This is a genomic window from Streptomonospora sediminis (genome assembly GCF_054778995.1).
In genome coordinates this window covers 1-25,592 of record NZ_BAAGYZ010000094.1, presented here as the reverse complement: position 1 = coordinate 25,592, position 25,592 = coordinate 1, and the positions used below count along the sequence as shown (strand labels likewise).

At 72.2% G+C, this 25,592-nt stretch carries 16 protein-coding genes, 1 tRNA gene, 1 pseudogene and 1 CRISPR repeat array; of the genes and pseudogenes, 13 read left to right on the top strand and 5 right to left on the bottom strand.

Annotated features, from left to right (window positions below):
* Positions 1-106: 106 nt before the first annotated feature.
* A complete protein-coding gene (locus ACYVD5_RS18020; protein ID WP_461002231.1) occupies positions 107-2,404 on the top strand; it encodes an ArnT family glycosyltransferase in 2,298 nt (765 codons plus the stop codon).
* Positions 2,405-2,576: 172 nt separating this feature from the next.
* Here the strand turns inward: ACYVD5_RS18020 and ACYVD5_RS18015 are convergent, their stop codons facing one another.
* Positions 2,577-3,662: a LacI family DNA-binding transcriptional regulator gene (locus tag ACYVD5_RS18015; RefSeq protein WP_461002230.1), complete on the bottom strand. Its 1,086-nt coding sequence runs from the start codon at positions 3,660-3,662 to the stop codon at positions 2,577-2,579.
* Positions 3,663-3,775: 113 nt separating this feature from the next.
* On the opposite strand from ACYVD5_RS18015, the gene ACYVD5_RS18010 reads away from it, so the two are divergent.
* Together ACYVD5_RS18010 and ACYVD5_RS18005 are read left to right on the top strand one after the other, a co-directional pair.
* Positions 3,776-4,732, top strand: coding sequence for a dihydrodipicolinate synthase family protein (locus ACYVD5_RS18010; protein WP_461002229.1), 957 nt, complete (start codon positions 3,776-3,778; stop codon positions 4,730-4,732).
* Positions 4,733-4,800: 68 nt separating this feature from the next.
* Positions 4,801-6,051, top strand: a complete 1,251-nt coding sequence (locus ACYVD5_RS18005; protein WP_461002228.1) for an Nramp family divalent metal transporter — start codon at positions 4,801-4,803, stop codon at positions 6,049-6,051.
* Positions 6,052-6,137: 86 nt separating this feature from the next.
* On the opposite strand, the gene ACYVD5_RS18000 is transcribed toward ACYVD5_RS18005, so the two are convergent.
* Both ACYVD5_RS18000 and ACYVD5_RS17995 read right to left on the bottom strand, forming a co-directional pair.
* Positions 6,138-7,199 carry a type III polyketide synthase gene (locus tag ACYVD5_RS18000; RefSeq protein ID WP_461002227.1) on the bottom strand — a complete coding sequence of 354 codons (1,062 nt, stop codon included), beginning with the start codon at positions 7,197-7,199 and terminating at the stop codon, positions 6,138-6,140.
* A gap of 357 nt (positions 7,200-7,556) precedes the next feature.
* The gene (locus tag ACYVD5_RS17995) at positions 7,557-8,597 is read right to left on the bottom strand and encodes a hypothetical protein (RefSeq protein WP_461002226.1); all 1,041 of its coding nucleotides are present in this window, start codon (positions 8,595-8,597) and stop codon (positions 7,557-7,559) included.
* Between the two features lie 112 nt (positions 8,598-8,709).
* Here ACYVD5_RS17995 and ACYVD5_RS17990 point away from each other — a divergent pair, with 112 nt between their 5' ends.
* Positions 8,710-9,477: a hypothetical protein gene (locus ACYVD5_RS17990; protein WP_461002225.1), complete on the top strand. Its 768-nt coding sequence runs from the start codon at positions 8,710-8,712 to the stop codon at positions 9,475-9,477.
* 663 nt (positions 9,478-10,140) lie between these two features.
* Here ACYVD5_RS17990 and ACYVD5_RS17985 read toward each other — a convergent pair.
* Positions 10,141-11,244, bottom strand: coding sequence for a GlxA family transcriptional regulator (locus ACYVD5_RS17985; protein WP_461002224.1), 1,104 nt, complete (start codon positions 11,242-11,244; stop codon positions 10,141-10,143).
* Positions 11,245-11,410: 166 nt separating this feature from the next.
* Here ACYVD5_RS17985 and ACYVD5_RS17980 point away from each other — a divergent pair, with 166 nt between their 5' ends.
* A complete protein-coding gene (locus ACYVD5_RS17980) occupies positions 11,411-12,340 on the top strand; it encodes an NADP-dependent oxidoreductase (protein WP_461002260.1) in 930 nt (309 codons plus the stop codon).
* Between the two features lie 108 nt (positions 12,341-12,448).
* Positions 12,449-13,028: direct repeats of the CRISPR family, unit length 29 nt; unit sequence GTGCTCCCCGCGCACGCGGGGATGGTCCC.
* 327 nt (positions 13,029-13,355) lie between these two features.
* Here the strand turns inward: ACYVD5_RS17980 and ACYVD5_RS17975 are convergent.
* A tRNA-Arg gene (locus ACYVD5_RS17975) sits at positions 13,356-13,427 on the bottom strand.
* 107 nt (positions 13,428-13,534) lie between these two features.
* On the opposite strand from ACYVD5_RS17975, the gene ACYVD5_RS17970 reads away from it, so the two are divergent.
* From ACYVD5_RS17970 to ACYVD5_RS17935, 8 genes and pseudogenes are all read left to right on the top strand, one after another.
* On the top strand, positions 13,535-13,933 hold the full coding sequence (locus ACYVD5_RS17970) for a response regulator transcription factor (protein ID WP_461002223.1): 399 nt from the start codon (positions 13,535-13,537) through the stop codon (positions 13,931-13,933).
* A 1,974-nt stretch (positions 13,934-15,907) separates the two neighbouring features.
* Positions 15,908-16,198, top strand: a pseudogene (locus ACYVD5_RS17965) (DALR anticodon-binding domain-containing protein); the annotation flags it as partial.
* Between the two features lie 224 nt (positions 16,199-16,422).
* A complete protein-coding gene (gene lysA / locus ACYVD5_RS17960; protein ID WP_461002222.1) occupies positions 16,423-17,820 on the top strand; it encodes a diaminopimelate decarboxylase in 1,398 nt (465 codons plus the stop codon).
* A gap of 208 nt (positions 17,821-18,028) precedes the next feature.
* Entirely contained in the window at positions 18,029-19,327 is a 1,299-nt protein-coding gene (locus ACYVD5_RS17955; protein ID WP_461002221.1) for a homoserine dehydrogenase, read from the top strand.
* Positions 19,328-19,634: 307 nt separating this feature from the next.
* Entirely contained in the window at positions 19,635-20,693 is a 1,059-nt protein-coding gene (gene thrC / locus ACYVD5_RS17950) for a threonine synthase (RefSeq protein WP_461002259.1), read from the top strand.
* A gap of 107 nt (positions 20,694-20,800) precedes the next feature.
* A complete protein-coding gene (thrB, locus tag ACYVD5_RS17945; RefSeq protein ID WP_461002220.1) occupies positions 20,801-21,781 on the top strand; it encodes a homoserine kinase in 981 nt (326 codons plus the stop codon).
* Between the two features lie 429 nt (positions 21,782-22,210).
* Positions 22,211-24,295 (top strand): transcription termination factor Rho, encoded by a 2,085-nt coding sequence (rho, locus tag ACYVD5_RS17940; RefSeq protein WP_461002219.1) that lies wholly within the window; start codon positions 22,211-22,213, stop codon positions 24,293-24,295.
* Between the two features lie 311 nt (positions 24,296-24,606).
* The coding region (locus ACYVD5_RS17935) for an L-lactate permease (RefSeq protein WP_461002218.1) at positions 24,607-25,592 on the top strand (986 nt) is incomplete at its 3' end.

The window sequence follows — 25,592 nt, the reverse complement described above, 5'->3', positions numbered from 1 at the left end:
GACCCGACGGGGCGGAACCACACCAGCGGCGGCACAGCCGGAGGTACACCAGGATGGACCAGCGGCCGCACGGCCGGAGCCGGGGAAGCCGGGGAAGCCCCGAACCGTGCCCGGGTTGCGGGCATGGCGGACGTGGCGGCCCTGGGCCCTGTTGGCGATCTGCGCGCTCGCCGCCGGGCTGTACACGTGGGGGATCGGGGACTCCTGGGGCAACTCCTACTATTCCGCCGCGGTCAAGTCGATGTCGCAGAGCTTCGAGAACTTCTTCTTCGGCAGCCTGGACGCGGCCGGCGTGATCACCGTCGACAAGCCGCCGATGGCGCTGTGGCTGCAGGTCGCCTCGGTGAAGCTGTTCGGTTTCAGCCGGTTGGCGATCCAGCTCCCGCAGGCGGTGGCCGGGGTGGCGGCGGTGTTCCTGCTGCACCGCACCGTGCGCCGCTGGGCGGGCGAGCACGCCGCGCTGCTCGCCGCCCTGATCCTGGCGCTCACCCCCATCACCGTGGCGATCAACCGGATCAACAACCCCGACACGCTGCTGGTGCTCCTGGTCGTGGGCGCCGCCTACGCAATGACGCGCGCCATAACGGGGCCGCGCGCCACCGGCTGGCTGGCACTGGCGGCACTGCTGGTCGGCTGCGGGTTCCTCACCAAGATGCTGCAGGCCTGGATGGTGCTGCCCGCCTTCGTCCTTGCCTACCTGGTCGCGAGCCGCGCCCCGTGGGTGCGCAAGGTGCTCGACCTTGCGGTGGCCGGTGCCGTACTGGTGGCCGGCTCCTTCTGGTGGGTGGCCGCGACCGCGCTGTGGCCCGGCGGCAAGCCCTACATCGGCGGCAGCGAGGACGGATCGGCCTGGGACCTGGTCTTCGGCTACAACGGGTTCGGCCGGGTCTTCGGCGGCGGCATGGGCGGTGGCCAAGGGCCCGGCGGCGGCGCGCCGCCCGGCATGGCCGCGGGCTCCGGCGCGGCCGAGGGCGGGCCCGGCGGCGGTGGCGGCGGACCCGGTGGCGGGTTCTCCGGCGACGCCGGTCTGCTGCGGATGTTCAACGACCAGCTCGCCGGGCAGGTCAGCTGGCTGCTGCCGCTGTGCGGGCTGGTGCTGGCCGCGGTCTGCGCCTCCGGGATACTGCGCCTGCGGGCGGGCCGGCCGCTCGACCGCGAAGGTGCGGCCGGCTGGGTGCTCTGGGGCGGCTGGCTGCTCGTCGTGGGCCTGGTGCTCAGCTTCGCCCAAGGCATCATGCACCCCTACTACACGACGATGCTGGCGCCCGCGATCGGCGCCATCGCCGGTGCCGGGCTGGTGCGGCTGTGGGGCTGGTACCGCCGCTCTGCCGGAAAGGCCCGGCTGCTGCTGCCGATCGCGGTGGCCGCCACGGCGTGCTGGGCGCTGGCCGTGGTGATGCGCAACCCCGGCTGGCACGCCTGGGCCGGTTACGCGGCCATGGCCCTGGCCGCGGCGGCGCTGGTGGCGATCCTGTCGGTCCGGCGCACCGGCCGCGCGGTGCCGGCGCGCTCCGCATTGGCGCTGGTGCTGGCCGCGGTGCTGATGGTGCCCGCCGCGTGGTCGGCGATCGCGGCCGCCGGCGCGCAGGGCGGGATGAACGGCACCAACCCGATGGCGGGACCGGCGACCGGCATGGGCGGTCCGGGCGGCGGGCCAGGGGGACAAGGGGGATCGCCGGGTGGCGCCGGCGGCATGCAACCGCCCGGTGCTCAGGACGGCCAGGACGGTTCGGGCGGTTCGGGCGGCCAGGACGGTTCGGGCGATGCGGACGGTTCGGATGGTTCGGGCGCCCAGAGCGGTACCGGCGGTACCGGTAGCGGCGGCGACGGGACCGGGAGCGGGAGCGGCCCGGCCCGAGCGGGTACGGGCCAGGGCGCCGGCGGCGGCGCAGCCGCCCCGGGCGGTTTGCCCGGCGGCGGGGGAGGCGGCTCGGAGGGGTCGCTGTCCGCCGACCAGCAGGCGCTGCTCGACCACGTCGAGTCCGCGGCCGGCGACCGCAAGGTCGCGCTGGCGGTGCAGGGCGGGGCCATGGGAGCCGCGTCCTACATCATCGCCTCCGACGCGGCCGTGGTCGCCATGGGCGGCTTCACCGGCGGCGACGACGCGCCCTCAACCGCGCAGCTGAGCCGGTGGCAGGAGTCCGGCGAGCTGGGCTTCGTCCTGCTGGGCTCGGGCATGGGCGGCGGCCCCGGCGGTGGCGGCGGTGCCGCCGCCATGCCCGGTGCCGGGAACGCCCAGGGCACCCAGCAGAGCGCGAGCGGCGGTTCCGCCACCGGGCCACCGGGAATGCAGGAGTCCGGCAACGACCGCGCGCAATGGGCCGAGCAGCACTGCGACCCCGTTGACCCCTCGGTCTGGGGCGGTTCGCAGGACTCCGCGCAGCGGCTCTACTCCTGCGGGTGACACCCGGCCGGCAGTGACCCGCAGCGGCGGGCGCGCATGCCCGGCAACAGCCGGCAGTGCTCCCGCCGCCTGTGCCGGGTGCAGTAGCGGTGCGACTGCAGGAATGCCCGGAATCATTGCTCGTCCAGGGCATTGCTGCGCTCTCGATGCGCCCGCGCTCCCCGGCGCCCGGTCAGGCGTTCGGGGGCTGGGCCGTGGAGGCGCGGGGGATGAGCGTGGGGGCGTGGACGTGGCGGAGCGCCTCGGGACCGGTAGTGGCGGCCGGTCCTGCGGGATCGGCCGGGTCTGCCGGTTCGGCCAGCAGCAGTTCGACCGCGCTCGCGGCTATGTCGTGGAACGGCACCCGCATCGTGGTCAGCGGCAGCGGAAGGCGGCCGGCCAGCGGAATGTCGTTGTAACCGACGACGGAGACGTCCGCGGGCACCGCCAGGTCCAGCTTGTGCGCGGCCGACAGCACGCCGATGGCCGTGTTGTCGTTGATCGCGAACACCGCCGTGGGCGGCTCGGCCATGCTCAGCAGCGTGGTGCCCGCCTCCTCGCCCGCCTCCATGCTGAACGCCGAGGCGCGCACCAGGGCGGGGTCGGGCTCGACGCCCTGTTCGCGCAGCGCGCGCAGGTATCCGTCGCGGCGGCCGGTGGAGCTGGAAGCGTAGGAGGGCCCGGCCACACAGGCGATCCGCCGGTGGCCGAGGTCGAGCAGGTGCCGGGTGGCGAGGTAGCCGCCGAGTTCGTCGTCGCCGAGCGCGGACGGGCTGACACCGTCGGTGCGCAGCGCCAAAGCGTGGCGCACACCTTGGGAGCGGAGCCGGGCCAGGTAGGGGTCGCCGAGCCGGGCGGTGGTCAGCACCAGCCCGTCGACCTGGCGCTGCAGCAGCGATCGGGCCGCCGAGCCTTGGGTTTCGGCATCGTCGTGGGTGGTGGCCACGATCGCGAAGTAGCCGCGCCGGCTGCAGGCGGCGGCCAGTTCCTCGTAGGCGATGGCCATCACCGTGTCGCTCAGCCGCGGCACCAGCACGCCGATGGTGCTCGTCCCGCGCCGGCGCAGGCTGGAGGCCACCGAGTGGGGGGTGTAACCGAGTTCCTCGGCCGCTTGGCGCACGCGGTCCGCCGCTGCGCTGCGTGAACGGGGCAGGCGCGGGTCGAGCGCGCGGGAGACGGTCGAGGTGCTGACCCCGGCCCGCCGGGCCACGTCGTGGATCGTCGGCGGCGTGCCCGCCGGGGGCGGGGTGTCCCCGGTGCCGGCGTCCTGCTGGCTCATCGCGTCCTTTCGCTTGCGTGCTTGTTAGGCCACTGTAGACGGCCGCCCGCCGCCTGCCCGCCGGGATTGAGTCCGCGGTCACCACTTGACGTGCGGCCGGTCACACCCGCAGAATGCAAACGTTCCCGCAAACGTTCCCTTGGGAGTTCTCGATGGTACTCGACCTGCGCGGGGTCACCCCCGCCCCTGTCACGCCGTTCACCGCCGACGGCGCCGTCGACCACGCGGCACTCGCCGCACTCGGCCGCTGGCTCGCCGGCATGGACGGCATCACCGGGCTCGTGTGCCTGGGCCACGCGGGCGAAGGCACCAGCCTCACGCCCGACGAGCAGACCGCGGTGGTGCGGACCCTGGTCGAGGCCGTCGGCGGCGCAGTGCCGATCATCGCCGGTATCACCGCCGAGGGCACCCGCAACGCAGCGCTGGAGGCGCGGCGCGCGGCCGAGGCCGGCGCCGCCGCCGGACTGCTCTACCCCTCGCACGGCTGGCTGCGGTTCGGCTTCCAGCCGGGAGCCCCCCAGGAGCGCTACCGCGCCGTCCACGAAGAGTCCGGGCTCCCGCTGATCCTGTTCCAGTACCCCGATGCCACCAAGGCGAGCTTCGACCTGGAGACCCAGCTCGACATCGCCGCCCAGCCCGGGGTGTTCGCCACCAAGAACGGCGTGCGGAACATGCGCCGCTGGGACACCGAGATCCCCGCCCTGCGCGCGGAATTCCCCGACCTGCAGATCCTCACCTGCCACGATGAGTACCTGCTGCACACCATGTTCGACGTCGACGGCGCGCTGGTGGGCTACGGCGGCCTCGCCCCCGAACCCATGGTGCGCCTGGTCGCGGCCGGCAAGGCGCGCGACTACGCGGCCGCGCGCGCCGTGCACGACGAGCTGCTGCCGCTGACCAAGGCCGTCTACCACCGCGGTTCGCACATGGAGGGCACGGTCGCGCTCAAGCTCGGGCTGCGCCTGCGCGGGGTCATCCCGGACGCGGCCGTGCGCGCGCCGCTGCTCCCGCTGGCCGACTCCGCCACCTCCGAAATCGCCGGCGGACTGAAACACGCCGGACTGCTCTAAGCACTCTCTCCCCCCGCGCACAGACCCGCCGCGCCGCTTGTGCGGTGCGGCGGGGCAGGAGGCATCTCATGCACGACATGCGAGGGCGGTCCGAGCCGGCCGGCCCGGTCAAGCACCGCCGCATTGCGCGACTACTGCGCGCCCTGGCCCTGATGGGGCCCGCCTTCATCGTCGGAGCCTGGCAGTTCGGTCCCGGCAACCTCGCCTCCGCGATCCAGGCCGGCGGCGAGTACGGTTACGCGCTGATCTGGGTGATCGTCGTCTCGACCGTGCTCATGGTCGTCTTCACCGACATGTCCGTGCGCATCGGCCTGTCCGCCCGCCATTCGCTGATCGAAACGGCCAAGCGGACGCTGGGCCGCTGGTGGGGGGTTTGCGCCGGCCTCGGGGTCTTCGGCATCACCCTGATGTTCTCGGTCGGCAACGCCGTTGGCGCGGGACTCGGGCTGTCCATGGTCTTCGGCGGCAACCCCGCGCTGTGGACCCTGGCCTGCACGGCAGTGGCGGCGGGGCTGCTGTTCGCCCGCGACTACTACCGCCTCTTCGAACGGATGACGCTGGTGGTCGTGGCGGTCATGGCGGCCGGCTTCGTCGCGGCGGCCGTGCTGTCGCGGCCCGACTGGGCAGAGGTCGGTGCCGGGTTCGTCCCGACGGTGCCCGCGGGGGTGGGGCTGCTGCTCATCGCCCTGATCGGCACGAACTTCTCCATCAACGCCGCCTTCTACGCCGGCTACACCACCCGGGAACGCGGCCTGACGCCCGCGCAGTACCGCGAGGCCACCCTGTCCGACACCGTGCCGGGCATCGTGGCGCCCGGGATCATGACGATCCTGGTCATGGTGGCCGGCGCGGCCGTGCTGCAAGGCACCGGCGGCGCCGACGACGCGTCGCGGCTGGGCGAGGTCCTGGGCTCGGTGGCCGGGACCGCGGGCAGCCTCGTCTTCGCGGTCGGGTTCGCGGGCGCCGCGTTCTCCTCGATGGTCGCCAACGCCAGCGCGGGCGGCACCCTCCTCTCCGACGCCCTGGGCTGGGGCAACCTGCTGCGCGAACGGCGGGTCAGGGGCGCGGTCCTCGTCGTGCTGGTCTTCGGTGCGGTGGTCACCGCCGTGTCCAACGCGTCGCCGATCGAGCTGATCATCGCCGCCCAGGCCCTGACCGTGATCGTTGCCCCGTTCCTGGGACTGCTCATCCTGGTGCTGGCCAACCACCGCGGCCTGATGGGCCGGATGCGCAACCGCTGGTGGCAGAACGCGCTCGGCGCCGCCGGGTGGCTCGCGATCGTCGCCACCTGCTACCGCCTGGTGACCACTCTGCTGTGACGCGCCCGCGGGCGGGGCGGCGCGGCGGTAGAAGCCGCGGCGCCGCAGGCAGGCGTTGCCGGCCCCGGCCCGGAATCCGGGCGCGCTCACCAGCGCAACAGGACCAGGTCGGCCGAGAACCCGGGGCCCAGCGCCATGAGCAGGCCCGGTTCGCCCTCCGGCGGACGGCGCTCGGCGATGGTCCGCTCAAGCACATCGAGCACCGACACCGACGACAGATTCCCCAACCGCCGCAGGGACCGCCAGGAAAGGTCCAGGTCGCTGCGGCTGAGCGAGAGCACCTCGGCGATCCTGTCGATCACCTTGGGGCCGCCGGGGTGGCACACCCACGACGACACATCGCCCGGCGCGAGGCCGTGGTCGCCGAGGAACGCGGCGACATCGTCGGCCAGGACGGACTGCACGTGATCGGCCAGGTCGGCGGCCAGGATCGTGCGGAAACCGTGCGTGCCGATATCCCAGCCCATCAGGCGTCCGGTGTCGGGGTACAGCTTGCTGCCGGAGGCCGCGACCCGGGGACCGCGCCGGGCCGCATCGGTGCGCTCGGGCACCCGTTCGCCCAGCGCCACCACCGCCGCGGCCCCATCGCCGAACAGGCCGCTGGCGATCAGGTTCGCCGTGGAGGTGTCGTCGCGCTGCAGCGTCAGCGAGCACAACTCGATGCACACCAGCACGGCCACCTGCTCGGGCCAGCCGTGCAGGTGGTCGTGCAGTTGCGCCAACCCGGCGGCGCCCGCGGAGCAGCCCAGCCCGAACACCGGAACGCGTTTGGCATCGGCCCGCAACCCGGCGCGCTGGGCCAACCGGGTATCCAGGGTCGGCGTTGCCACGCCGGTGGAGGAACACACGACCAGCCGGTCCACCTCGCCGGCGGCCACCCCGGCCTGGGCGAGCGCCTCCTGAATCGCGCGCTCTCCCAGGTCGAGCGCGTTGTCGATGAAGGCGTTGTTGGCGGTGGTGAAGTCGTCCAGCGTCCGGTACTCCTCCAGCGGCCAGACCAGCGGCCGCCCGGTCACCTGGGTGGCGGAGTGGAACCGGCGCAGCCGCTGCTCATCGGCATCGGTCCACCGCGCGACGGCGTCGGTGATCTCCTCCTGGCTGTAGTAGTGCTCCGGCAGCACGGTCCGTACCGCTGCGACACGCATCATGTCTCCCAGGTCGAGTCCGGATCGCCCGACCGCGCCGCTCCGGAGCCGACCGCCGTGCCGGGCCGGCCCGGCACGGCAACGGGACTCCCTGGGCTGAATCCGGCCGCCACCGCGACCTGAAACGCGGACCTCCGACCGGGGGTTCGGCGGATCATCCGGTGGCGTGTACGCCCGCGGGACGACGAGAAGGGCGACCGCGCCACTGCTGCCGCTACCCGGCGGCACCGGCACTTAAAAGGCGCGGCGCCAAAAGGCGCAGCGGCCGCGCAGCAGGGACCCGGCCATGCCGGGCGGCGGGGGTGGCGGAGGTGCCGGGCGCTGCGGCCCGTTCGGACGCGGTCGGCGCGGTCGGCTCCGTCAACCGGTGTCGGCTGCAAGGGCGGTGCGCTCCCGGATTCCGACATGCCGGGCCAGCAGGATGAGCAGCACCACCTCCAACAGGATGATCACCGCCCCCGAGATGGCGGCGACCAGCGAGCCGGGCATCATGTAGGCGGTATGGGTGGTCAGGATGCCGCCGGCCAGCCAAATCCGGTGCCGGTCGCTCCAGCCCGCCGCGGCGCTCCAGCGCAGCATCGCCCATCCGGACCCGAGCGCCACGACGGCCGCGGCGGCCAGCGGAATCGTCAGCGGAAAGCCGTCGCCGAACACCGGGCCGGGCTGGAGTCCGGGAGGCAGCAGCAGGCCCAGGAACGCGGTGGTCAAGACGCCCGCCGCAATACCGGCCACCACCGGTTTCGGCGCGGATGCCGCCGGAGCCGGGCTGGGCACGTGGAGCCGGGGCGCGACGCGCAGCGCCAGCACGGCCAGTAGCGCGATGGCGGCGATGAATCCGATGGTCCAGCCCCACGGGGTCTGATACCCCGGATCTTCGGTGCCCGAGATGCCCACCCGCAATCCGAGCACACCCACAACCGCCAGTACACCGGTAACAATGAGGCCGCCGGTACGCAGATAGGGCCGGCCGCGGTGGGCGGGGAAAAGCAGTCCGTTGAGCATGACCGGGATGAGCACGCTGAAGACCACGTGCACGCCGATCTGGGATTCCCAGTAGGTCCAGTTCGCGCCGAGCGCCCGCCAGCCCCAATCGGCCGCACCGTACATCTGAGCGTTGGTCAAGGCCTGCAGACCGAGTCCGTCCTCGGCCAGTTGGTAAGCCAGGCCCAGCAGCACGAGGCTCGGCCAACCGCCGCCGACCCGCACGACCGCCTCGCGGACCAGGAGAACTCCGGCTCCGTACATCACCATCAGGAGCGGAAAGAGCAGCCAGGTGAACGGCACCGCGACCGCCGTGAACGTAAGTTCCGCGCACAATGGCGCCAACAACACCAGCGTCCACGCAGCCCGCAGCCGCCCCCGGCTCGCCTGGTTGGGCGGAGCACTGTTCTGTGGCACCATTGCCCTCTTTCCAATGAATAACGTGAATTTTGCTAAACGTGCGAAGCGCGTGAACCCGTAATGCTCCGACCGGGGGATCCTATCTCGTCCGGTTTTTCAGGAAGCGGTGTCTGTGCGTATTCGGTTCGATCGGCTATCCGCGGCTGCGGCGTGCGCAGCCGCGCTCGTTCCCGCCGCAGCCTGCGGCGGGGCCGCCTCCGGCAGCGGCGACTCGGTCCAGGCGGGCGAAACCGCCGCCGCGACCGAGAAGGCCGTCCCTGACCGGCTGTCCAAGATCCGCCCGGAGGGGGCGGCGTGCCTGACCGGTAGCGGCGCCCTGATCGGGCACCTCGACGCGGACGACCACTACGACGCCGTCGTCGACCTCGGCGACAGCGGCGAGGACGTCGTGATCGCCTGGGGCGGCGAGGACGGCCACACGGACCCGGTCGGTGTCCGCGGCCTGATCGGCGCCGGGAAGGAGGATTGGGCCGTGTCAGCGGCGGCCGACTTCACCGGCGACGGCCTGCTCGACCTGGTGGTCGCCACCGGAGCGGAACCCGGCGGCGACGAGCCCATGGACCCGGAGCCCAGCGAACTGCGCGTGGGCCCGCTGAACCGAGACGGGACGGCCGAGCGGGCCGACGCCATCGAGTTCGGCGAGCTGCGTGCACTTGCGGCGACCGACCTCAACGGCGACGACAACGTCGACCTGGCCGGTTGGGAGTACCTCGGTGATGGCGTGGAGGGGAGAACCTCCTACCTGGGCACGAATGGCGGAGTGAGCGCCGAAAGCGCTTCGGAGTTCTCCTATGACGAATTCGAGCGCCCTTACGGTCCCGAGCTACCGAAAGAGGAGAAACGGCTGCAAGCTTTCTACCCCAAGTGCCCGGAAGGCTGATTCACTGGCCTCGACCTGGGTGAACAGACCCTGAGGTTGGGGTGGTTCGGCCGTTGGCCGGCGCTGCTGCGGGGCCGAATGAGGGGCTGATGGCCTCTACTATGTAAAGGATGCGGCTATTGTCCGATTTTTGAGGAGTGTGGAAAATCGGGCCGTGAGCCAGGAAAACACGCAGGTCATTCAGGGTGCTCCCCGCACGCGCGGGGATGGTCCCACGACTCGGGTTCCCGTCACCAAATCGACCTCGTGCTCCCCGCACGCGCGGGGATGGTCCCCCGCGAAATGGGAACATTCAGCGCAAACTTCAGTGCTCCCCGCACGCGCGGGGATGGTCCCTCCGACGCGTTCACTCCGGTGATCTCGTCGGCGTGCTCCCCGCACGCGCGGGGATGGTCCCCGGGAATCGGTGCGGCGGGAGGACAGCAGGCCATGCTCCCCGCACGTGCAGGGATGGTGGGGATGGTCCCGCGGCGCATCAGCGCCAGCCCACGGCGGGTGGGTGCTCCCGGCACGCGGGGATGGTCCCAAGCTCGTCACCGCCGGTGAGGCATGGGTACGGTGCTCCCCGCACCCCCGCCTACATGGGGACGAACCGCTCCTCAGCCAGATGCAGCGGTCCGAGTGCTCCCTCGCGCCCAGTCGACTGCACATCACTGCTGTACATCAGGAGAGAACGTCCTCTCGGTCCCCGGCGCCCCGCGCTTCCCTGCCGTCGCCCGCGGTCGGGCCCGAAGCCCGGAACGTGCGGCGGTAGGCCGACGGGGCGACCCCCGTCTCCGCCGCCAGGTGCCGCCGCAGCGAGGTGGCGGTGGCGAAGCCGACCTCGTGGGCGACCCGTTCCACCGGTAGGCCGGTGGACTCCAGCAGGTGCCGCGCCCGCCGCAAGCGCTGCTGAGTGAGCCAGCGGCCGGGGCTCAAACCGGTCTCCTGCCGGAAGCGCCGGGCAAAGGTACGGGTACTCATCGCCGCGTGCGCTGCGAGTTCGTCCAGCGTCAGTGGCAGTTGCAGTCGCTGGAGCGCCCAGTCGCGGGTCGGCCCGGTACCGGTCCGGCTCGTCGGCGTCACCGGCCTCTCGACATACTGCGCCTGCCCGCCGTCCCGATACGGCGGCATGACGCAGCGGCGGGCGACCTGATTGGCGACCTCGCTGCCGTGGTCCTGACGCACCAGATGCAGGCAAACGTCGACACCGCCCGCCGCCCCGGCGGAGGTCAGCACGTCGCCGTGATCGATGAATAGCACGTCGGCGTCGAGTTCGACCCGCGGGAACAGTTGCTGGAAATCATCGGCGAGCGCCCAGTGGATGGTGGCCCGGCGCCCGTCCAGTAGACCGGCGGCCGCCGGTAGAAAGGCGCCGGTGCAGATGGAGACCAGACGGGTGCCGGGGCGGACGCGGGACAGGGCGGCGAGGGCCTGCGGGTCCGCAGCGGCGGCCGAGGCCGGGGAGATCGAGTATGGCGGGATTACCACGGTGTCCGCCTCGGCCAGCACCTCGGGGCCGTGCCCGGGGGTGACGGTCAAGTCCGAGTCGGTGCGTACGGGTTGCCCGTCCACGCTCGCGGACAGCACCTCGTAGCGGCAGTCGGCCGACCCCAGGACCCGGTGCGGGATGCCGAGTTCAAAGGGGTAGACGCCGTCGAGGGCAAGGACGACGACCTTGTGGGCGCCGGGCCGCGGAGCCGGATCCGGTTCGGCCGCGCGGTCTGCGGCGTCGTGCGCGCGGGACGGCGTAGCGGATGCGGGAGGGGCGCCAGGGGCGGAAAGCATGGCTCGAATGTATCGGATGATGACCTTCTTGCCATCGCAGCGGGCCGGACCGCTCGGCAAGGATTAAGGCATGACTTCCACCGACATCCCGGAAAACGTCGGCTCCCAGAGCTCGGCCACCGCCCCGACCACCGCCGCGAACCCTGCCCCGGCGGGCGTCCCCGTGATGCACGCCCTGCACCAGACGGCCCTCGGCGGCCCCGAGGTGCTGCAGCTGACCGAGCTTCCGCGGCCCGCGCCCGGCCCCGGGGAGATCCTCGTCGCCGTGCACGCGGCCGGGCTCAACCCGACCGACTTCAAGCACCGAGCCGCGAGTATCTTCCTGCCGCCCCCGTCATTGACCCTCGGCTGGGACGTCTCCGGCACCGTGGTGGAGACCGGCCTGGGCGTCACCCTCTTCGCGCCCGGTGACGAGGTGTTCGGCATGCTGCCCTACCCGCACGGCGCCGGCTCCCACGCCGAATACGTGACCGGACCCGCCCGCGCCTTCGCCGCCAAGCCGGCCGGGATCGACCACGTCCAGGCGGCCGCTCTACCACTGGCCGCGCTCACCGCCTGGCAGGCCCTCGTCGACACCGCGGGCCTGCGGGCCGGGCAGCGGGTGCTGATCCACGCCGCGGCCGGCGGTGTCGGCCATCTCGCCGTCCAGATCGCAAAGGAGCGCGGCGCGCACGTCACCGGGACGGCGAGCGCTCCCAAGCACGACTTCCTGCGCGAACTCGGAGCGGACGCCTGCATCGACTACCGCGCTGCGGACTTCACCAGCACCGGGGAGCGCTACGACGTCGTCCTCGACCCCCTCGGCGGGCCGACCGCCACCCGCTCCGTGAGCGTGCTCCGCCCGGGTGGCGTGCTCGTCTCCCTCGTGCCGGGCGCCGAGGACACGGCGGCAGCGGCGGAGAAGGCACAGGTCCGCGCCGTCACCCTGCTCGTCGAGCACGACCATGCCGGGATGCGCGCCATCGCCGACCTGGCCGCCCAGGACAGGCTCCGCCCGCACATCTCCGGCACCTTCCCTCTAGCCGAAGGCGCCCGAGCCCACACCCAGGGCGAGACCGGCCGCACGCAGGGAAAGCTGGTCATCACCGTGCCTTGAAGCGGCGCATCCGATCCGCGCCCGTCACCAAGGGTGGGTGTTTTGCCGGTTTCTAGTGAAGTGAATGAAATCGGCTTATAGGCTCGGGGAAGGCGCAGGTCATTCAGTGTGCTCCCCGCGCACGCGGGGATGGTCCCTCCAAGGCGGGGTCGGCTCGTGAAGCGTCGTCGTGCTCCCCGCGCACGCGGGGATGGTCCCCACCCCCGGCGCACCCGCTCCCAGGTGCGTTTGTGCTCCCCGCGCACGCGGGGATGGTCCCTCGCGCATGTTGGTGACGGCTGCCATGGGTGTGTGCTCCCCGCGCACGCGGGGATGGTCCCCCGGTCCGCACATGAAAGAGGCCCCGCGTTGCGTGCTCCCCGCGCACGCGGGGATGGTCCCTCGAAGGCCACCATCAGCACCACCCACGGGCCGTGCTCCCCGCGCACGCGGGGATGGTCCCGAGATGGCCCAGGCCGGCGGTATCGCCGCCTCGTGCTCCCCGCGCACGCGGGGATGGTCCAAACGGCGCCCCTGAGGCACAGTGAGACTGCCTGTGCTCCCCGCGCACGCGGGGATGGTCCCGGGGCATCGGCGGGTGCCCGCAGGAGAGGGGGCGTGCTCCCCGCGCACGCGGGGATGGTCCCACCGGACGGCGGCTGGGTCTGCGTGAAGTGCGGGTGCTCCCCGCGCACGCGGGAGGGGACCGTGCCATACCCGCGAGCGCGTCCAGGGATCTCAAGGAGTCCCCGCCCAAGGATGCGACTCCCGAACTACTCGAAGCGCTGCCTTTAGGAGAGGCGGACTTGGCTTCGGTTCCCGAAGCCCTACTGCGCGCTCTTCGAAGCGTTCCGGCTGGAGATCGTCTTCGACAAGCCCACCAACACGGTAACGATCCGCGTGACGTTGGCCGCTGAGACCGTGCCTGAACTCCGGCAGGTGGCGGAGCGGGTGCTCGATCGGCCAGAATCGAACTCAACCGAGCAGAAAGAGGAGAAGATGAGGAACACACGGAGTTGTGTTCCCATCTATGCGGTGCCCCCTGCAGGATTCGAACCTGCGCACACGGCTCCGGAGGCCGTTGCTCTATCCCCTGAGCTAAGGGGGCGCTTTGCGTCATCAAGAGTAGCAGGGGGAACAGGGTGCATCGCGCAATATCGGCGGGGTTGGCGGATCGCCAGCGGAGGTGGGGGGTGGGGCGTTAGTCTCGCGGCCGTGGGTGATGCGCTGGCACGGGTACTGGTGGTCGACGACAACGAGGTGATCAGGCAGCTGATCGCCGTCAACCTGCAGCTCGAAGGCTTCGAGGTGCACACCGCTGTTGACGGTGAGGACTGCCTCGCCCGCGTGGGCGGGATCCAACCGGATGTGATCACGCTGGACATCATGATGCCGCGGCTCGATGGGTGGGTAACCGCGTCGCGGCTGCGCGAGGACGAGGCGACCCGCGGGATGCGGGTGCTGCTGATCACCGCGCGCGCTCAGGCCGATGACATGCGGCGCGGTGAGGAGATCGGGGTCGACGCCTATCTGACCAAGCCCTTCGACCCCACCGAACTGATCCGGCTGGTTCGCGACCTGGCCGAACGCAGCCGGGCCGAGCGGGCCGGCTGATCCGTGGCCGCGAACGGGCGGGGCGGGCCGGGTGGGCTGGAGGATCCGGGCGGTTCGGACGGCTCGGGTAGCTCGGACAGCCCGGAGCGTCCGGATGCGCCGGACCAGCCCGTCCGGGCCGGTCAACCGCCCGGCGGATCCGGCCGAGCCGGGCCGATCGGGGGGTCGGCCGAGTCCGGTGAGCCGCGCGTTTGGTGGTGGCCCGAAGGGGCTAGTCCGCGGCAGGTTGACTTACTGCTGCGCAGCGCCATGGCCGAGGTTCTCGGCTGCCCGCTGGGCCGCGTTCCAGCCGCCGATCCGCGGCGGGCCATGCCGAGTACCGCCCATTACACGACGGCGCTGCCGCTGCGCATGGCGCGCGTGCACGGGCGCTCCGCGCCGGAGCTGGCCGCGGCGGTGGCGGAGCGGCTCCGCGACCTTCCGCAGGTGGACCGGGCCGGCGCCGAGGGCGGCGGGTTCGTCGGTGTCAGCGTGGCAGCCGAGGCCCGCGCCGCGATGGTGCACACCGCTGCCCTGGACGCTGACGGCTACCTGCGCGGCTCTCTTGCAGCGGCACGCTCCGCTGAGCGGTCCGAGCGGTCCGAGCGGTCCGAGCGGTCCGAGCGGTCCGAGCGGTCCGCGGCTCCGGGCGCTTTCGGCAGCACCGATACTTCCGACGGCTCTGGCGCTTCCGGCACTCCTCATACTTCCGTTGGCTCCGGTTCCTCGGGTTCCTTCGGCTCCGCCGGCGCACCCGGGGAGTCTCGTCACGCTCGTGGCCGCGGTGCCGCAAGCCCGTCCGCCGCCCCAGCCGCCTCCGCTGCGTCGGCCGTGCCGCTCTCCGCGCTGCACGAGGCGGCCACCGTCGACGAGGCACGGCACTGGGCGCGCGAGGACGCCCGCCACAGCATGCGCGCCGCCGCGGCGGCGCCGCGGCACGGTGCGCCCCCCGCCGGTGTGCAGGAGGGCGGTGGCACCTCCTGGCGCGATCCCTATCTGGACGGCCCGGGCCCCGGCGGCCTCCCGGAGCCCGGTGGCGGTGAGACGGCCGCGGCCCGGCTGCTCGCGGTCGTCGGCGAGGCGAGCGCGCGCTACGCGTTCTGCCGCTCGGCGGTCGAGTCTCCGCGGCCCGGCGAGGAGACCGGCCCGGACCTGCCCGCCGTACCCACCGCCGAGCGCCCCGGCGCCTGGGCACTCGGTACCCATGCCAACCCGGCGTTCGCGGTCCGCTACGCCCACGCCCACGCCGTCGCGACCCTCGGGTGGATACGCGACGCGCAGCGCGCCGAGCCCGCCGACCGGCCCGCCAGCCGGTCCCCGTACTGGGCCGGCGATCAGGGCGCGGACCCGGCCACCGAACAGACCACTGGCCAGGCCACGGACCAGCCCACCGAACGGGTCATCGAACGGGCAACCGAGGACACGGAACAGGCCACCGATTGGCCTGCCGACCGGCCCACCGAACAGGCCATCGATCAGCCCGCCGACCAGGGCATTTCCGGTCCGCGCGGGCGGCCGGCCAGCACGCAATCCCGGCCGGGCGCTGATACCGGTGCCGACACCGGTTCCGCTGCCGGTCCTACCGCGGGCACCGATAAGGGTGCCGACACCGGTTCGGGTGCTGACACCACTGCGGGCACCGGAAGTGGTGTCGATGCCGCCGCTGATGCGGGTGCAGTCGTCCCGCCTGGTGCTGACACCGCCGCCGACACCGGTTCCGGTGCCGACACCGCCGCGGGCACCGGTTCCGCTGCCGGTCCTACTGCGGGCACCGGTTCCGGTGCCGACACCGCGGCTGATGCGGGTGCAGTCGTCCCGACTGGTGCCGACACCGCCGCGGGCACCGGCAGCCGCGCCGACACCGCCACTGATTCGGATACCCCCGCTCCGCCCGGCACCGGCACCGGCGCCTCCGGCGACACCGCCACCGGCGCCGATACCACCACCCCCGACACCCCCCCACCCACAGCCGCGCTGCTGGCCGATCCAGCCGCCGCCGGGCTTGCCGCGGTGTTGTTTGACGGGCCTCTGGTGCTGCTCGCCGCCGAGCGGCGTAGCGAACCCCATATGCTGGTGCGATACCTCGAAGGCCTCGCGACTGCCTACCATGAGTGGTGGGAATCCGGTGGCGGCTTCACCGCCGAGACCGCGTTTTGCTCCGAGGCCGCAGGCACCGCGTCCACCGCTGCGCCGGCGTCCGAGCGGCTGCAGTTGTGCGCCGCGGCGGCCGGTGTCCTGCAAGCGGGGCTGCTCCTGCTCGGTGTGTCCGCGCCCACAAGGCTGTGACGACTCCGGTCCCAATGAGCGGTCCGGCCGCTGCTGCACGGGAATTCCCCGGGCACTGCGGATGCCCGCGCCGGCCCCGGAGACCCCGGACGGCCCGGCGCCCCCGGGCGCCCGGCAGCCGCACCGGCCCCCGGCCCCGACCCCGCCGCACTCGCCGACCCGCGCCCGACCCCGCCGACCGCCGACCACCCCGCCGCACCCGCCGATACGCCGAGAGACACACCATGAGCCGTTACGCCCACCCCGCCGGCCCGCGCCACGCGGAGGTTCTGCCCGAGGAGCACCCGCCCAGTCCTCCGCACGACCTCATGCGGCTGGATCCGCGCGTGTGGCCGGCCACCGCCCAGCGCAGCGGCGCGGGCGGTGAGTTGGCCATCGGTGGCGCCGCCGTGGGCCGCCTCGCCGCCGAGTACGGCACCCCGCTGTTCGTCCTCGACGAGGAGGACTTCCGCAACCGCGCCCGCGGCTACCGCCGCGCCTTCAGCGACGCCGGGGCCGACGTCTACTACGCGGGCAAGGCCCTGCTCACCAAGGCCATCGTCCGGTGGGTGCACGAGGAAGGGCTCAAGCTCGACGTGTGCAGCGGCGGCGAGCTGACCGTGGCGCTCGCCGCGGGCATGCCGCCCGAACGCATCGGCATGCACGGCAACAACAAGTCCACTGCCGAACTGGCCCGCGCCGTGGAGGCCGGGGTGGGCCGCATCATCGTCGACTCCTTCGATGAGATCGACCGCCTCGAACACATCGCCGCCGAAGCCGGCCGCATCCCCAAGGTGCTGGTGCGCGTAACCACCGGTGTGGAGGCTCACACCCACGAGTTCGTCGCCACCGCCCACGACGACCAGAAGTTCGGCTTGGCGCTGAGCACCGGCGCCGCCGCCGAGGCCGTGCACCGCCTGCTGGCCAGCGAGCACATCGAACTGGTCGGCCTGCACTCCCACATCGGCTCGCAGATCTTCGACACCGCCGGGTTCGAGGTGGCCGCCCGCCGCGTCACCGAGTTCCTCACCACCATCCACCGCGAGACCGGCGCCGAGCTGTCGGAGCTGGATCTGGGCGGCGGGCTGGGCATCGCCTACGTCCCGGACGACACCCCGCTGGAGCCCGAGACCATCGCCAAGAGTCTGCTGGACATCGTGCAGCGCGAATGCGACGCCCACGGCCTGCCGATGCCGCGCGTCGCGGTCGAGCCGGGCCGCGCCCTGGCCGGTCCGGCCGGTATCACCGTCTACGAGGTTGGCACCGTCAAGGACGTCGAGGGCATCCGCACCTACGTCAGCGTCGACGGCGGCATGAGCGACAACATCCGCACCGCCCTGTACGGCGCCGAGTACACCTGCGCGCTTGTGTCGCGCGCCAGCAGCGCCGAGCCGGTGCTGTCGCGGCTGGTCGGCAAGCACTGCGAGAGCGGCGACATCATCGTGCACGACCTGCACCTGCCCGCTGACGTGCGACCGGGCGACCTGGTAGCCGTCGCCGCGACCGGCGCCTACTGCTTCTCCATGGCCAGCAACTACAACCATCTGCCCCGTCCGGCCCTGGTGGCGGTGCGCGACGGCGTGCCGCGGACGCTGGTGCGCAGGGAGACCGAAGAGGACCTGCTGCGCTTGGACGTAGGCTGACCCAGGGCGTGTCTGACGGGTTCGGTCCGCGGCGGGCGGCGTACTCGCATCACTCGCGTGCGCTCTGCTCCCGGCGCGCAGCACCGCTGCCGCGCGGCGCGGCGGGGTGCCGCGCAGCAGACCCGCCCTCGGCCGGGCGCCCGCGCCCGCGGTCCGGTGGCAAGCGAAGTGGACGGCACGACGTGACAGAACTGGGAGTCACCCCCCTATGGCGATGAAGGTGGCGCTGCTGGGATGCGGCGTTGTGGGTGCTGAAGTGGTGCGGCTTGTCGAGCAGCAGATGTCCGAGCTCGCCGCACGCGTGGGAACACCCCTGGAGATCGGCGGGATCGCGGTGCGGCGCCTGGGGCGCGACCGCGGCACAGGTGTCGATCCGGAACTTTTCACCACCGACGCCACGGCCCTGGTGACCCGTACCGACATCGATGTCGTGGTGGAGGTCATCGGCGGTATCGAACCCGCCCGTTCGCTGATCCTGGAGGCCGTCAAGGCCGGCAAGTCCGTTGTCACCGCGAACAAGGCGCTGCTGGCCGAGGACGGCGCCACGCTGCTCGGCGCCGCACGCGAGGCCGGTGTCGACATTTACTACGAGGCCGCGGTGGCGGGCGCGATCCCGCTGCTGCGCCCGTTGCGCGACTCGCTGGCCGGCGACCGGGTCCAGCGGGTGCTGGGCATCGTCAACGGCACGACCAACTTCATCCTGGACCGGATGGACAGCCAGGGCGCCGGGTTCGCGGAGTCGCTGGAGGAGGCCCAGACCCTCGGTTACGCCGAGGCCGACCCCACCGCCGACGTCGAGGGGTTCGACGCCGCGGCCAAGGCCGCGATCCTGGCGCGGCTGGCCTTCCACACCCAGCACGTCACAGCGGCCGACGTGCACCGCGAGGGAATCACCGAGGTCTCCGCCGGCGACATCGCCAGCGCCAAGGAGATGGGGTGCGTGGTCAAACTCCTGGCGATCTGCCAGCGCGCCGCGGACGGCTCCTCGGTGGGGGTGCGCGTCCACCCGGTGATGCTGCCGCGCGAGCACCCGCTGGCCGCGGTCACCGAGGCCTACAACGCGGTGTTCGTCGAGGCCGAGTCCGCCGGCCGGCTGATGTTCTACGGTCCCGGCGCCGGGGGCGGGCCCACGGCCAGCGCCGTGCTCGGCGACCTCGTCGCGGTGGCCCGCAACCGGCTGGCCCGCACGGCCACCGGCGAGGGCGCCCACGACACCGGCCTGCCGGTGCACCCCATGGGCAAGACCATCACCCGGTACCACATCGCCCTGGACGTGGCCGACCGCCCCGGTGTGCTCGCCCGGGTCGCCGAGGTCTTCGCCGAGATGGGCGTCTCCATCAAGAACGTCCGCCAGGAGGGGTCCGGCGAGGACGCCCAGCTCGTGCTGGTCAGCCACGTCGCCCCCGACGCCGCACTCACCGAGACGGTCGAGCGGCTGCGCGGGCTGGACATGGTGCGGTCGGTGGCCAGCGTGATGCGGGTCGAGGCGTTTTCCGGCGATGCCTGAGCCGCCCCTCGGGCCGGGCGGGCACCCGCCGGCGCCGGGCCCGTCCCTGCGCCGGCGGGTGCCGCCCGCGCCCGGCGGTGGCGCGGCGTCCGAAAACACCGTCCCAACTGCTGAGATGACGGGCAGCGGATGCACGTCCCGCCTGCGCCGGGCTCTAGACTCGGGGCAAGGCCGCGCGGTCAAAACCGCAAGGCGTCCGCCGCCGCTGCCGCGTACATCCGCGGGGGCGGTCCGCGCGCCGGGCGTGTGCTCATCCGCTGAAGCTCATAAGCATGTCCACCCATTTCGAAAGGGCCCTGTCGTGAGCATGGCAAGGGCGTGGCGGGGAGTCGTCGAGGAGTACCGCGACCGTCTCCCTGTCGCAGCGAACACCTCGGTCGTCACCCTGCAGGAGGGCGGAACCCCGCTGGTTCCCGCCACCCGGGTATCGGAGCTGACGGGGTGCGAGGTGTTCCTCAAGGTCGAGGGCCTCAACCCCACCGGGTCCTTCAAGGACCGCGGCATGACCATGGCCATCACCAAGGCCGGCGAAGAAGGCGCAAAGGCCGTCATCTGCGCCTCCACCGGCAATACCAGTGCCAGCGCCGCAGCCTATGCGGTCCGGGCCGGCATGACCTGCGCGGTGCTGGTGCCCCAGGGCAAGATCGCCATGGGCAAGCTCGCCCAGGCGCTCGTGCACGGCGCGAAACTGCTGCAGATCGACGGAAACTTCGACGACTGCCTCGAACTCGCCCGCAAACTCTCGGTCGACTACCCCGTTGCGCTGGTGAATTCGGTCAACCCCTACCGGCTGCAGGGGCAGAAGACCGCGGCGTTCGAGGTCGTCGACGCGCTCGGCGACGCCCCCGCGGTGCACTGCCTGCCGGTGGGCAACGCAGGCAACATCAGCGCCTACTGGATGGGCTACCGCGAGTACGCCGACTCCGGCGTCTCGGCGTCCGCGCCGCGCATGTTCGGTTTCCAGGCCAGCGGGTCGGCGCCGATCGTGTCCGGCGCCCCCGTCGAACAGCCGCGCACCATCGCCACCGCCATCCGGATCGGCAATCCGGCGTCGTGGGCCTACGCCGAGCAGGCACGCGACGACTCCGGCGGGCGCATCGACTCGGTCACCGACCGCAAGATCCTGGCCGCCTACCGGATGCTCGCCGCCGAGGAAGGCGTGTTCGTCGAACTCGCCTCCGCCGCGAGCGTCGCCGGGCTCCTGCAGGCGGTCGAGGCCGGCCACATCGAGCGCGGCACCCGCGTGGTCTGCACGGTGACCGGCAACGGCCTGAAGGACCCCGACTGGGCGCTGGCCGGAGCCTCCACCGCCACGACCGTGCCCGTCGACGCCCACGCCGCGGCATCGGCGCTCGGCCTGGCCTGATCCGCACCGGCGCCGCAGCGAGCACCCCTGCGCCGCACCGTGTCCCGCCCGGTCCCGCGGTGGCGCGTTCCAGCGGCCGGTCCTGCCCCGAAGAAAGAGCACCGCACATGCCCCAGACGCGCCCCGCAGGGGTGCACGTCCGCACCCCCGCCACCAGCGCGAACCTCGGTCCGGGGTTCGACTCCCTCGGCCTGGCGCTGGGCCTTTACGACGAGGTCTCCGTCCGGCTCACCGGCGGCGGGCTGACCGTCGAAGCCGAAGGCGAAGGCGCCGGCGAGGTACCGCTCGACGATTCCCACCTTGTTGTGCGGGCCATGCGGGCCGCCTTCGATGCGGCGGGGGAGCGGTTGCCGGGACTGCACCTGCGCTGCACCAACCGCATCCCGCACGGCCGCGGACTGGGTTCCTCGGCCGCGGCCATCGTGGCCGGGGTCAGCGCCGCCACGGCCCTGCTGAACGGCGGGCCCGCGCCCGAGCGGTTGGACCGTGACCGGGTGTTCCGGTTGGCGGCGGAGATCGAGGGCCACCCCGACAACGTGGCCGCCTGCGTCTACGGCGGGTTCACGGTCGCCTGGCGCGGCGCCGGCGACTGGCGGGCCGCGGCGGTGGCGCCCTCGGCGCGGCTGCGCCCGATCGTCTGCGTACCCGGGGAACGGCTGTCCACCGAGCAGGCGCGCGGGTTGCTGCCGGCATCGGTGCCGCACGCCGACGCCGCATTCACGGCCGGCCGCGCGGCACTGCTCGTCGCGGCCGTTTCCGGCCAACCGGAACTCCTGCTGGAAGCCACCGAGGACCGGTTGCACGAGCGCTACCGCGAACCGGCAATGCCGGAGACCATCCGCATTGTTCGTGAGCTGCGCAAAGACGCCGGACTGGCGGCGGTGGTCTCCGGTGCCGGACCCACGGTGCTCGTCCTGGCCGAATCCGGCACGGACACAGGCGGTACGACGTCGGCGGAAGAGGGGGATGCCGCGCAAATCAGTGACGACCTGGTTGGTTCAATTCGAGAGCGGACGGGTAAACATTGGCACATACGCCCCTTAGCCATGGATCTGGCAGGAGCGTGGATCGAAACTCCCCGTTCATAGACCTGTGTCAAGGAATAGCTGTGGGCTCCGGTGATGTTAGGCTGAGTGAAGCACCAGATGCCCCGATGCGGGGCGTGTGCTCATCCGCCACAGTGTTTTCCGCGTCCAAGGTGTACGTGGTCTTGGCCATGCGATCACTGCGCACGGTTATCACTGTGTTGAGTTCGCGGCGCTCCCGTGACTCCGTCCACCCTGACTGTGCCGCCGACTCGTGCGACGAGGGCGGCGGCAGTGTTCACGGGCAGCACCTTTGGACTCAGCGCCCTCACGCCTGGCTATACCCAGAGCCCGCCGCGATCGGGTAGGGGATCGACGGTTCCCGAAACATCCGCGTGGGGCATGCCCGACCCGGCCCCCGCCGGTTCGCACCACCGGGCCGGCCGTTCGACACGATGACGGCCTGAGCCCGCTCCTTGGGAAGGACCCTTAGTGAGCGACACCACCGAACTCCACACGGACGCGGCGGTCAGTAAGCAGCAAGAGACGACCGCGTCCGCTGCGGACGCCGGCGACGCCGCGACCTCGTCGAGAAAGAGCACGCCGTCCAGGTCCCGGCCCCGAACCGGCGCCACCGGTCTGTCGGCGCTGAAGCTGACCGAGCTGCAGCGGCTGGCGTCGAGTCTCGGTATCACGGGCACCGGGCGGATGCGCAAGAACGACATCATCGCCGCCATCGAGGCCAAGCAGGGCGGGCCCGTTTCCGCACCGCAGTCCGACGGCGCGCCGAAGAAGTCCGCGGACCGTCCGGACAAGGAGGCCGACTCCGGCGCCGGTTCCGGCGCTCCGGCGGCCGAGCCCGCCGCTGCCGCCAAGACCGAGCCGGCCCCCGCGGCCAAGACCGAGCCCGCTGAGCCCGCGGGCGGGCGCGGCACCGAGCCCGGCCAGGCCGACCGCTCCGACAAGGGGGCCCGCAGCCGGCGGACCTCGCGCAAGCGCGGCGACGACTCCGCAGACCAGAACCGGACCCCGGACGGTACCGACCCCACTACTACCCCCGCGAGCAGTGTGACGAAGACATCCAATTCCCAGAAGAGCGGCCCCGACTCCCAGAGCGGCGGCCAGTCCGGCCAGCAGCAGGGCGGTAGCCAGTCCGGTCAGGGCGGTCAGTCCGGCCAGGGCAACAGCCGCGACCGCCAGCGCAACCGGCGCAACCGCAACCGCGACGACTCCGCCGCCGACTCCCAGCCGCAGAGCCAGGACAAGGGCGGCCAGGACAAGGGGCAGGACAGCGGGCAGCAGGGCGGCGGCAACCGCGGCAACGCCGGCGCCGATGACGACTTCAGCGGCGGCCGCCGCCGCGGGCGGCGCCGCGACCGCCGCGACCGCCGCGGCCGCGACCGCCAGGACACCCCCGAGCCCGTCGTGAGCGACGACGATGTCCTGCTGCCGGTCGCCGGCATACTCGACATCCTCGACAACTACGCGTTCGTGCGCACGACCGGCTACCTGCCCGGCGCCAACGACGTCTACGTCTCGCTGGCCCAGGTGCGCAAGAACGGCCTGCGCAAGGGCGACGCCATCACCGGTGCCGTGCGCCAGCCGCGCGAGGGCGAGCGGCGCGAGAAGTTCAACGCGCTCGTCCGCCTCGACACCATCAACGGGATGACCCCCGACCAGTCGCGCAACCGGCCGGAGTTCTCCAAGCTGGTGCCGCTGTACCCGCAGGACCGGCTGCGTCTTGAGACCGAGCCGAACATCCTGACCACCCGGATCATCGATCTGGTGGCCCCCATCGGCAAGGGCCAGCGCGGGCTCATCGTCTCGCCGCCGAAGGCCGGCAAGACCATGGTGCTGCAGTCGATCGCCAACGCGATCACCGAGAACAACCCGGAGACCCACCTGATGGTCGTGCTCGTCGACGAGCGGCCGGAAGAGGTCACCGACATGCAGCGCACGGTCAAGGGCGAGGTCATCCACTCGACCTTCGACCGCCCCGCCGAGGACCACACCACAGTGGCCGAGCTCGCCATCGACCGGGCCAAGCGGCTCGTCGAGATGGGCCTGGACGTGGTGGTGCTGCTCGACTCCATCACGCGGCTCGGACGCGCCTACAACCTCGCCGCGCCGGCGAGCGGGCGTATCCTCTCCGGTGGTGTCGACTCCACGGCGCTCTACCCGCCCAAGCGGTTCTTCGGTGCCGCCCGCAACATCGAGAACGGCGGCTCGCTGACCATTCTGGCCACCGCGCTGGTCGAGACCGGCTCGCGGATGGACGAGGTCATCTTCGAGGAGTTCAAGGGCACCGGCAACATGGAGCTGAAGCTGAACCGCTCCCTGTCGGACAAGCGGATCTTCCCGGCGGTCGACGTCATTTCCTCCAGCACCCGCAAGGAGGAGATCCTGATGTCGGGCGAGGAGCTCCAGATCGTCTGGAAGCTCCGCCGCGTGCTGAACGCCCTCGACATCCAGCAGGCTCTGGAACTGCTGCTGGAGCGGATGAAGGACAGCAAGAGCAACACCGAGTTCCTGCTGCAGGTGCAGAAGACCACGGTGGGCGGCGGCCCCAACGGCTGACCCCGCCCGGCCGCCGCGCCCGCGAGCGCGGCGGCCGGTCTGCGGTACGCACGGGTGCACCGGGCTGCGGGCGCCGCGCGGGTATGTACGCGGGTGTGCACCGGACCCAACCGGTTGAACCCCGGACCCGCAGGCCCGCAGGCCCGAAGGTCCGCTGATCCGGATTTCCGTGGTCCGTGTTGTGGTTCGGCGTGGTCTGTGATGTGGCCTCGGCCACACTGTGCCCTTTACCCGGTGGGATGACGTGATCTAAAGTTCACGGCGTAGTAATGCGTACTGCATACTGTGTACTTCCCCCAGGAGTGAAGCGGATGGACAGCCTCGCCGTGCTCAGCCTGTTCGCCATCGCACCGATCCTGGTCGTCGGCGTCCTGCTCGTCGGCCTGCGCTGGCCGGCCAAGTACGCGATGCCCGCCGGCTACGCCGTTGTCGTCATCATCGCCGTGACCGTGTGGCAGGTCGAGTGGGCGGCGGTCGCCGCTTCCACGGTGCAAGGGCTGATCCTGGCCGCGGGCCTGCTCTACATCATCTTCGGCGCGTTGCTGCTGCTCGCCACCCTCACCAAGAGCGGCGCGATCCACACCATCCGCGCCACCTTCACCGGTATCAGCGCCGACCGCCGCATCCAGGCGATCATCATCGGCTGGCTGTTCGGCAGCTTCATCGAGGGCGCCTCGGGGTTCGGCACGCCCGCCGCGATCGTGGCGCCGCTGCTGCTGGCCCTGGGTTTTCCCGCCATGGCCGCGGTGCTGGTGGGGCTGATCATCCAGAGCACCCCGGTCAGCTTCGGCGCAGTGGGCACCCCCATCCTGGTCGGCGTCGACGGCGGGCTCGCCGGCTCGGCGGCCGTTGAACAGCGGGCACAGGAACTGGGCTGGGCGGTGCCCGATCTTGTCGAGCGGATCGGGCTGCAAACGGCGGTCGTGCACGGCATCACCGGCACGCTGATCCCGCTGTTCCTGTGCTGCCTGCTGTGCGGCTTCTACGGCGAGCGCCGCCGCTTCGCCGATGGCCTGCAAGTGTGGCCGTTCGCGCTGTTCGCGGCCTTCTCCATGACGATCCCCTCGGTGCTCTACAACGCCTTCCTCGGAGTGGAGTTCACCTCGCTGCTGGGCGGCCTCACCGGACTGCTGATCGTGGTCACCGCGGCCCGCCGCGGCTTCCTGCTGCCCAAGACCACCTGGGACTTCGGCCCCCGCGCGACCTGGCCCGCACGCTGGATGGGGCGGCTCAGCCCGGGCGACGGCGACGGCCCGGGCGCCGGCGGCGCCGCGCCCGCCGCCTCCGGCACCGGCAC

Excerpts from the sequence above, each read along its gene's own strand:
- ACYVD5_RS17985 (WP_461002224.1), bottom strand. The coding sequence starts at position 11,244 with ATGCTTTCCGCCCCTGGCGCCCCTCCCGCATCCGCTACGCCGTCCCGC.
- thrC (WP_461002259.1), top strand. The coding sequence starts at position 19,635 with ATGGCAAGGGCGTGGCGGGGAGTCGTCGAGGAGTACCGCGACCGTCTC.
- ACYVD5_RS18010 (WP_461002229.1), top strand. The coding sequence starts at position 3,776 with ATGCAAACGTTCCCGCAAACGTTCCCTTGGGAGTTCTCGATGGTACTC.
- lysA (WP_461002222.1), top strand. The coding sequence starts at position 16,423 with ATGAGCCGTTACGCCCACCCCGCCGGCCCGCGCCACGCGGAGGTTCTG.
- ACYVD5_RS17955 (WP_461002221.1), top strand. The coding sequence starts at position 18,029 with ATGGCGATGAAGGTGGCGCTGCTGGGATGCGGCGTTGTGGGTGCTGAA.
- ACYVD5_RS17980 (WP_461002260.1), top strand. The coding sequence starts at position 11,411 with ATGCACGCCCTGCACCAGACGGCCCTCGGCGGCCCCGAGGTGCTGCAG.
- ACYVD5_RS17995 (WP_461002226.1), bottom strand. The coding sequence starts at position 8,597 with ATGGTGCCACAGAACAGTGCTCCGCCCAACCAGGCGAGCCGGGGGCGG.
- ACYVD5_RS18005 (WP_461002228.1), top strand. The coding sequence starts at position 4,801 with ATGCACGACATGCGAGGGCGGTCCGAGCCGGCCGGCCCGGTCAAGCAC.
- ACYVD5_RS18015 (WP_461002230.1), bottom strand. The coding sequence starts at position 3,662 with ATGAGCCAGCAGGACGCCGGCACCGGGGACACCCCGCCCCCGGCGGGC.
- ACYVD5_RS18000 (WP_461002227.1), bottom strand. The coding sequence starts at position 7,199 with ATGATGCGTGTCGCAGCGGTACGGACCGTGCTGCCGGAGCACTACTAC.
- thrB (WP_461002220.1), top strand. The coding sequence starts at position 20,801 with ATGCCCCAGACGCGCCCCGCAGGGGTGCACGTCCGCACCCCCGCCACC.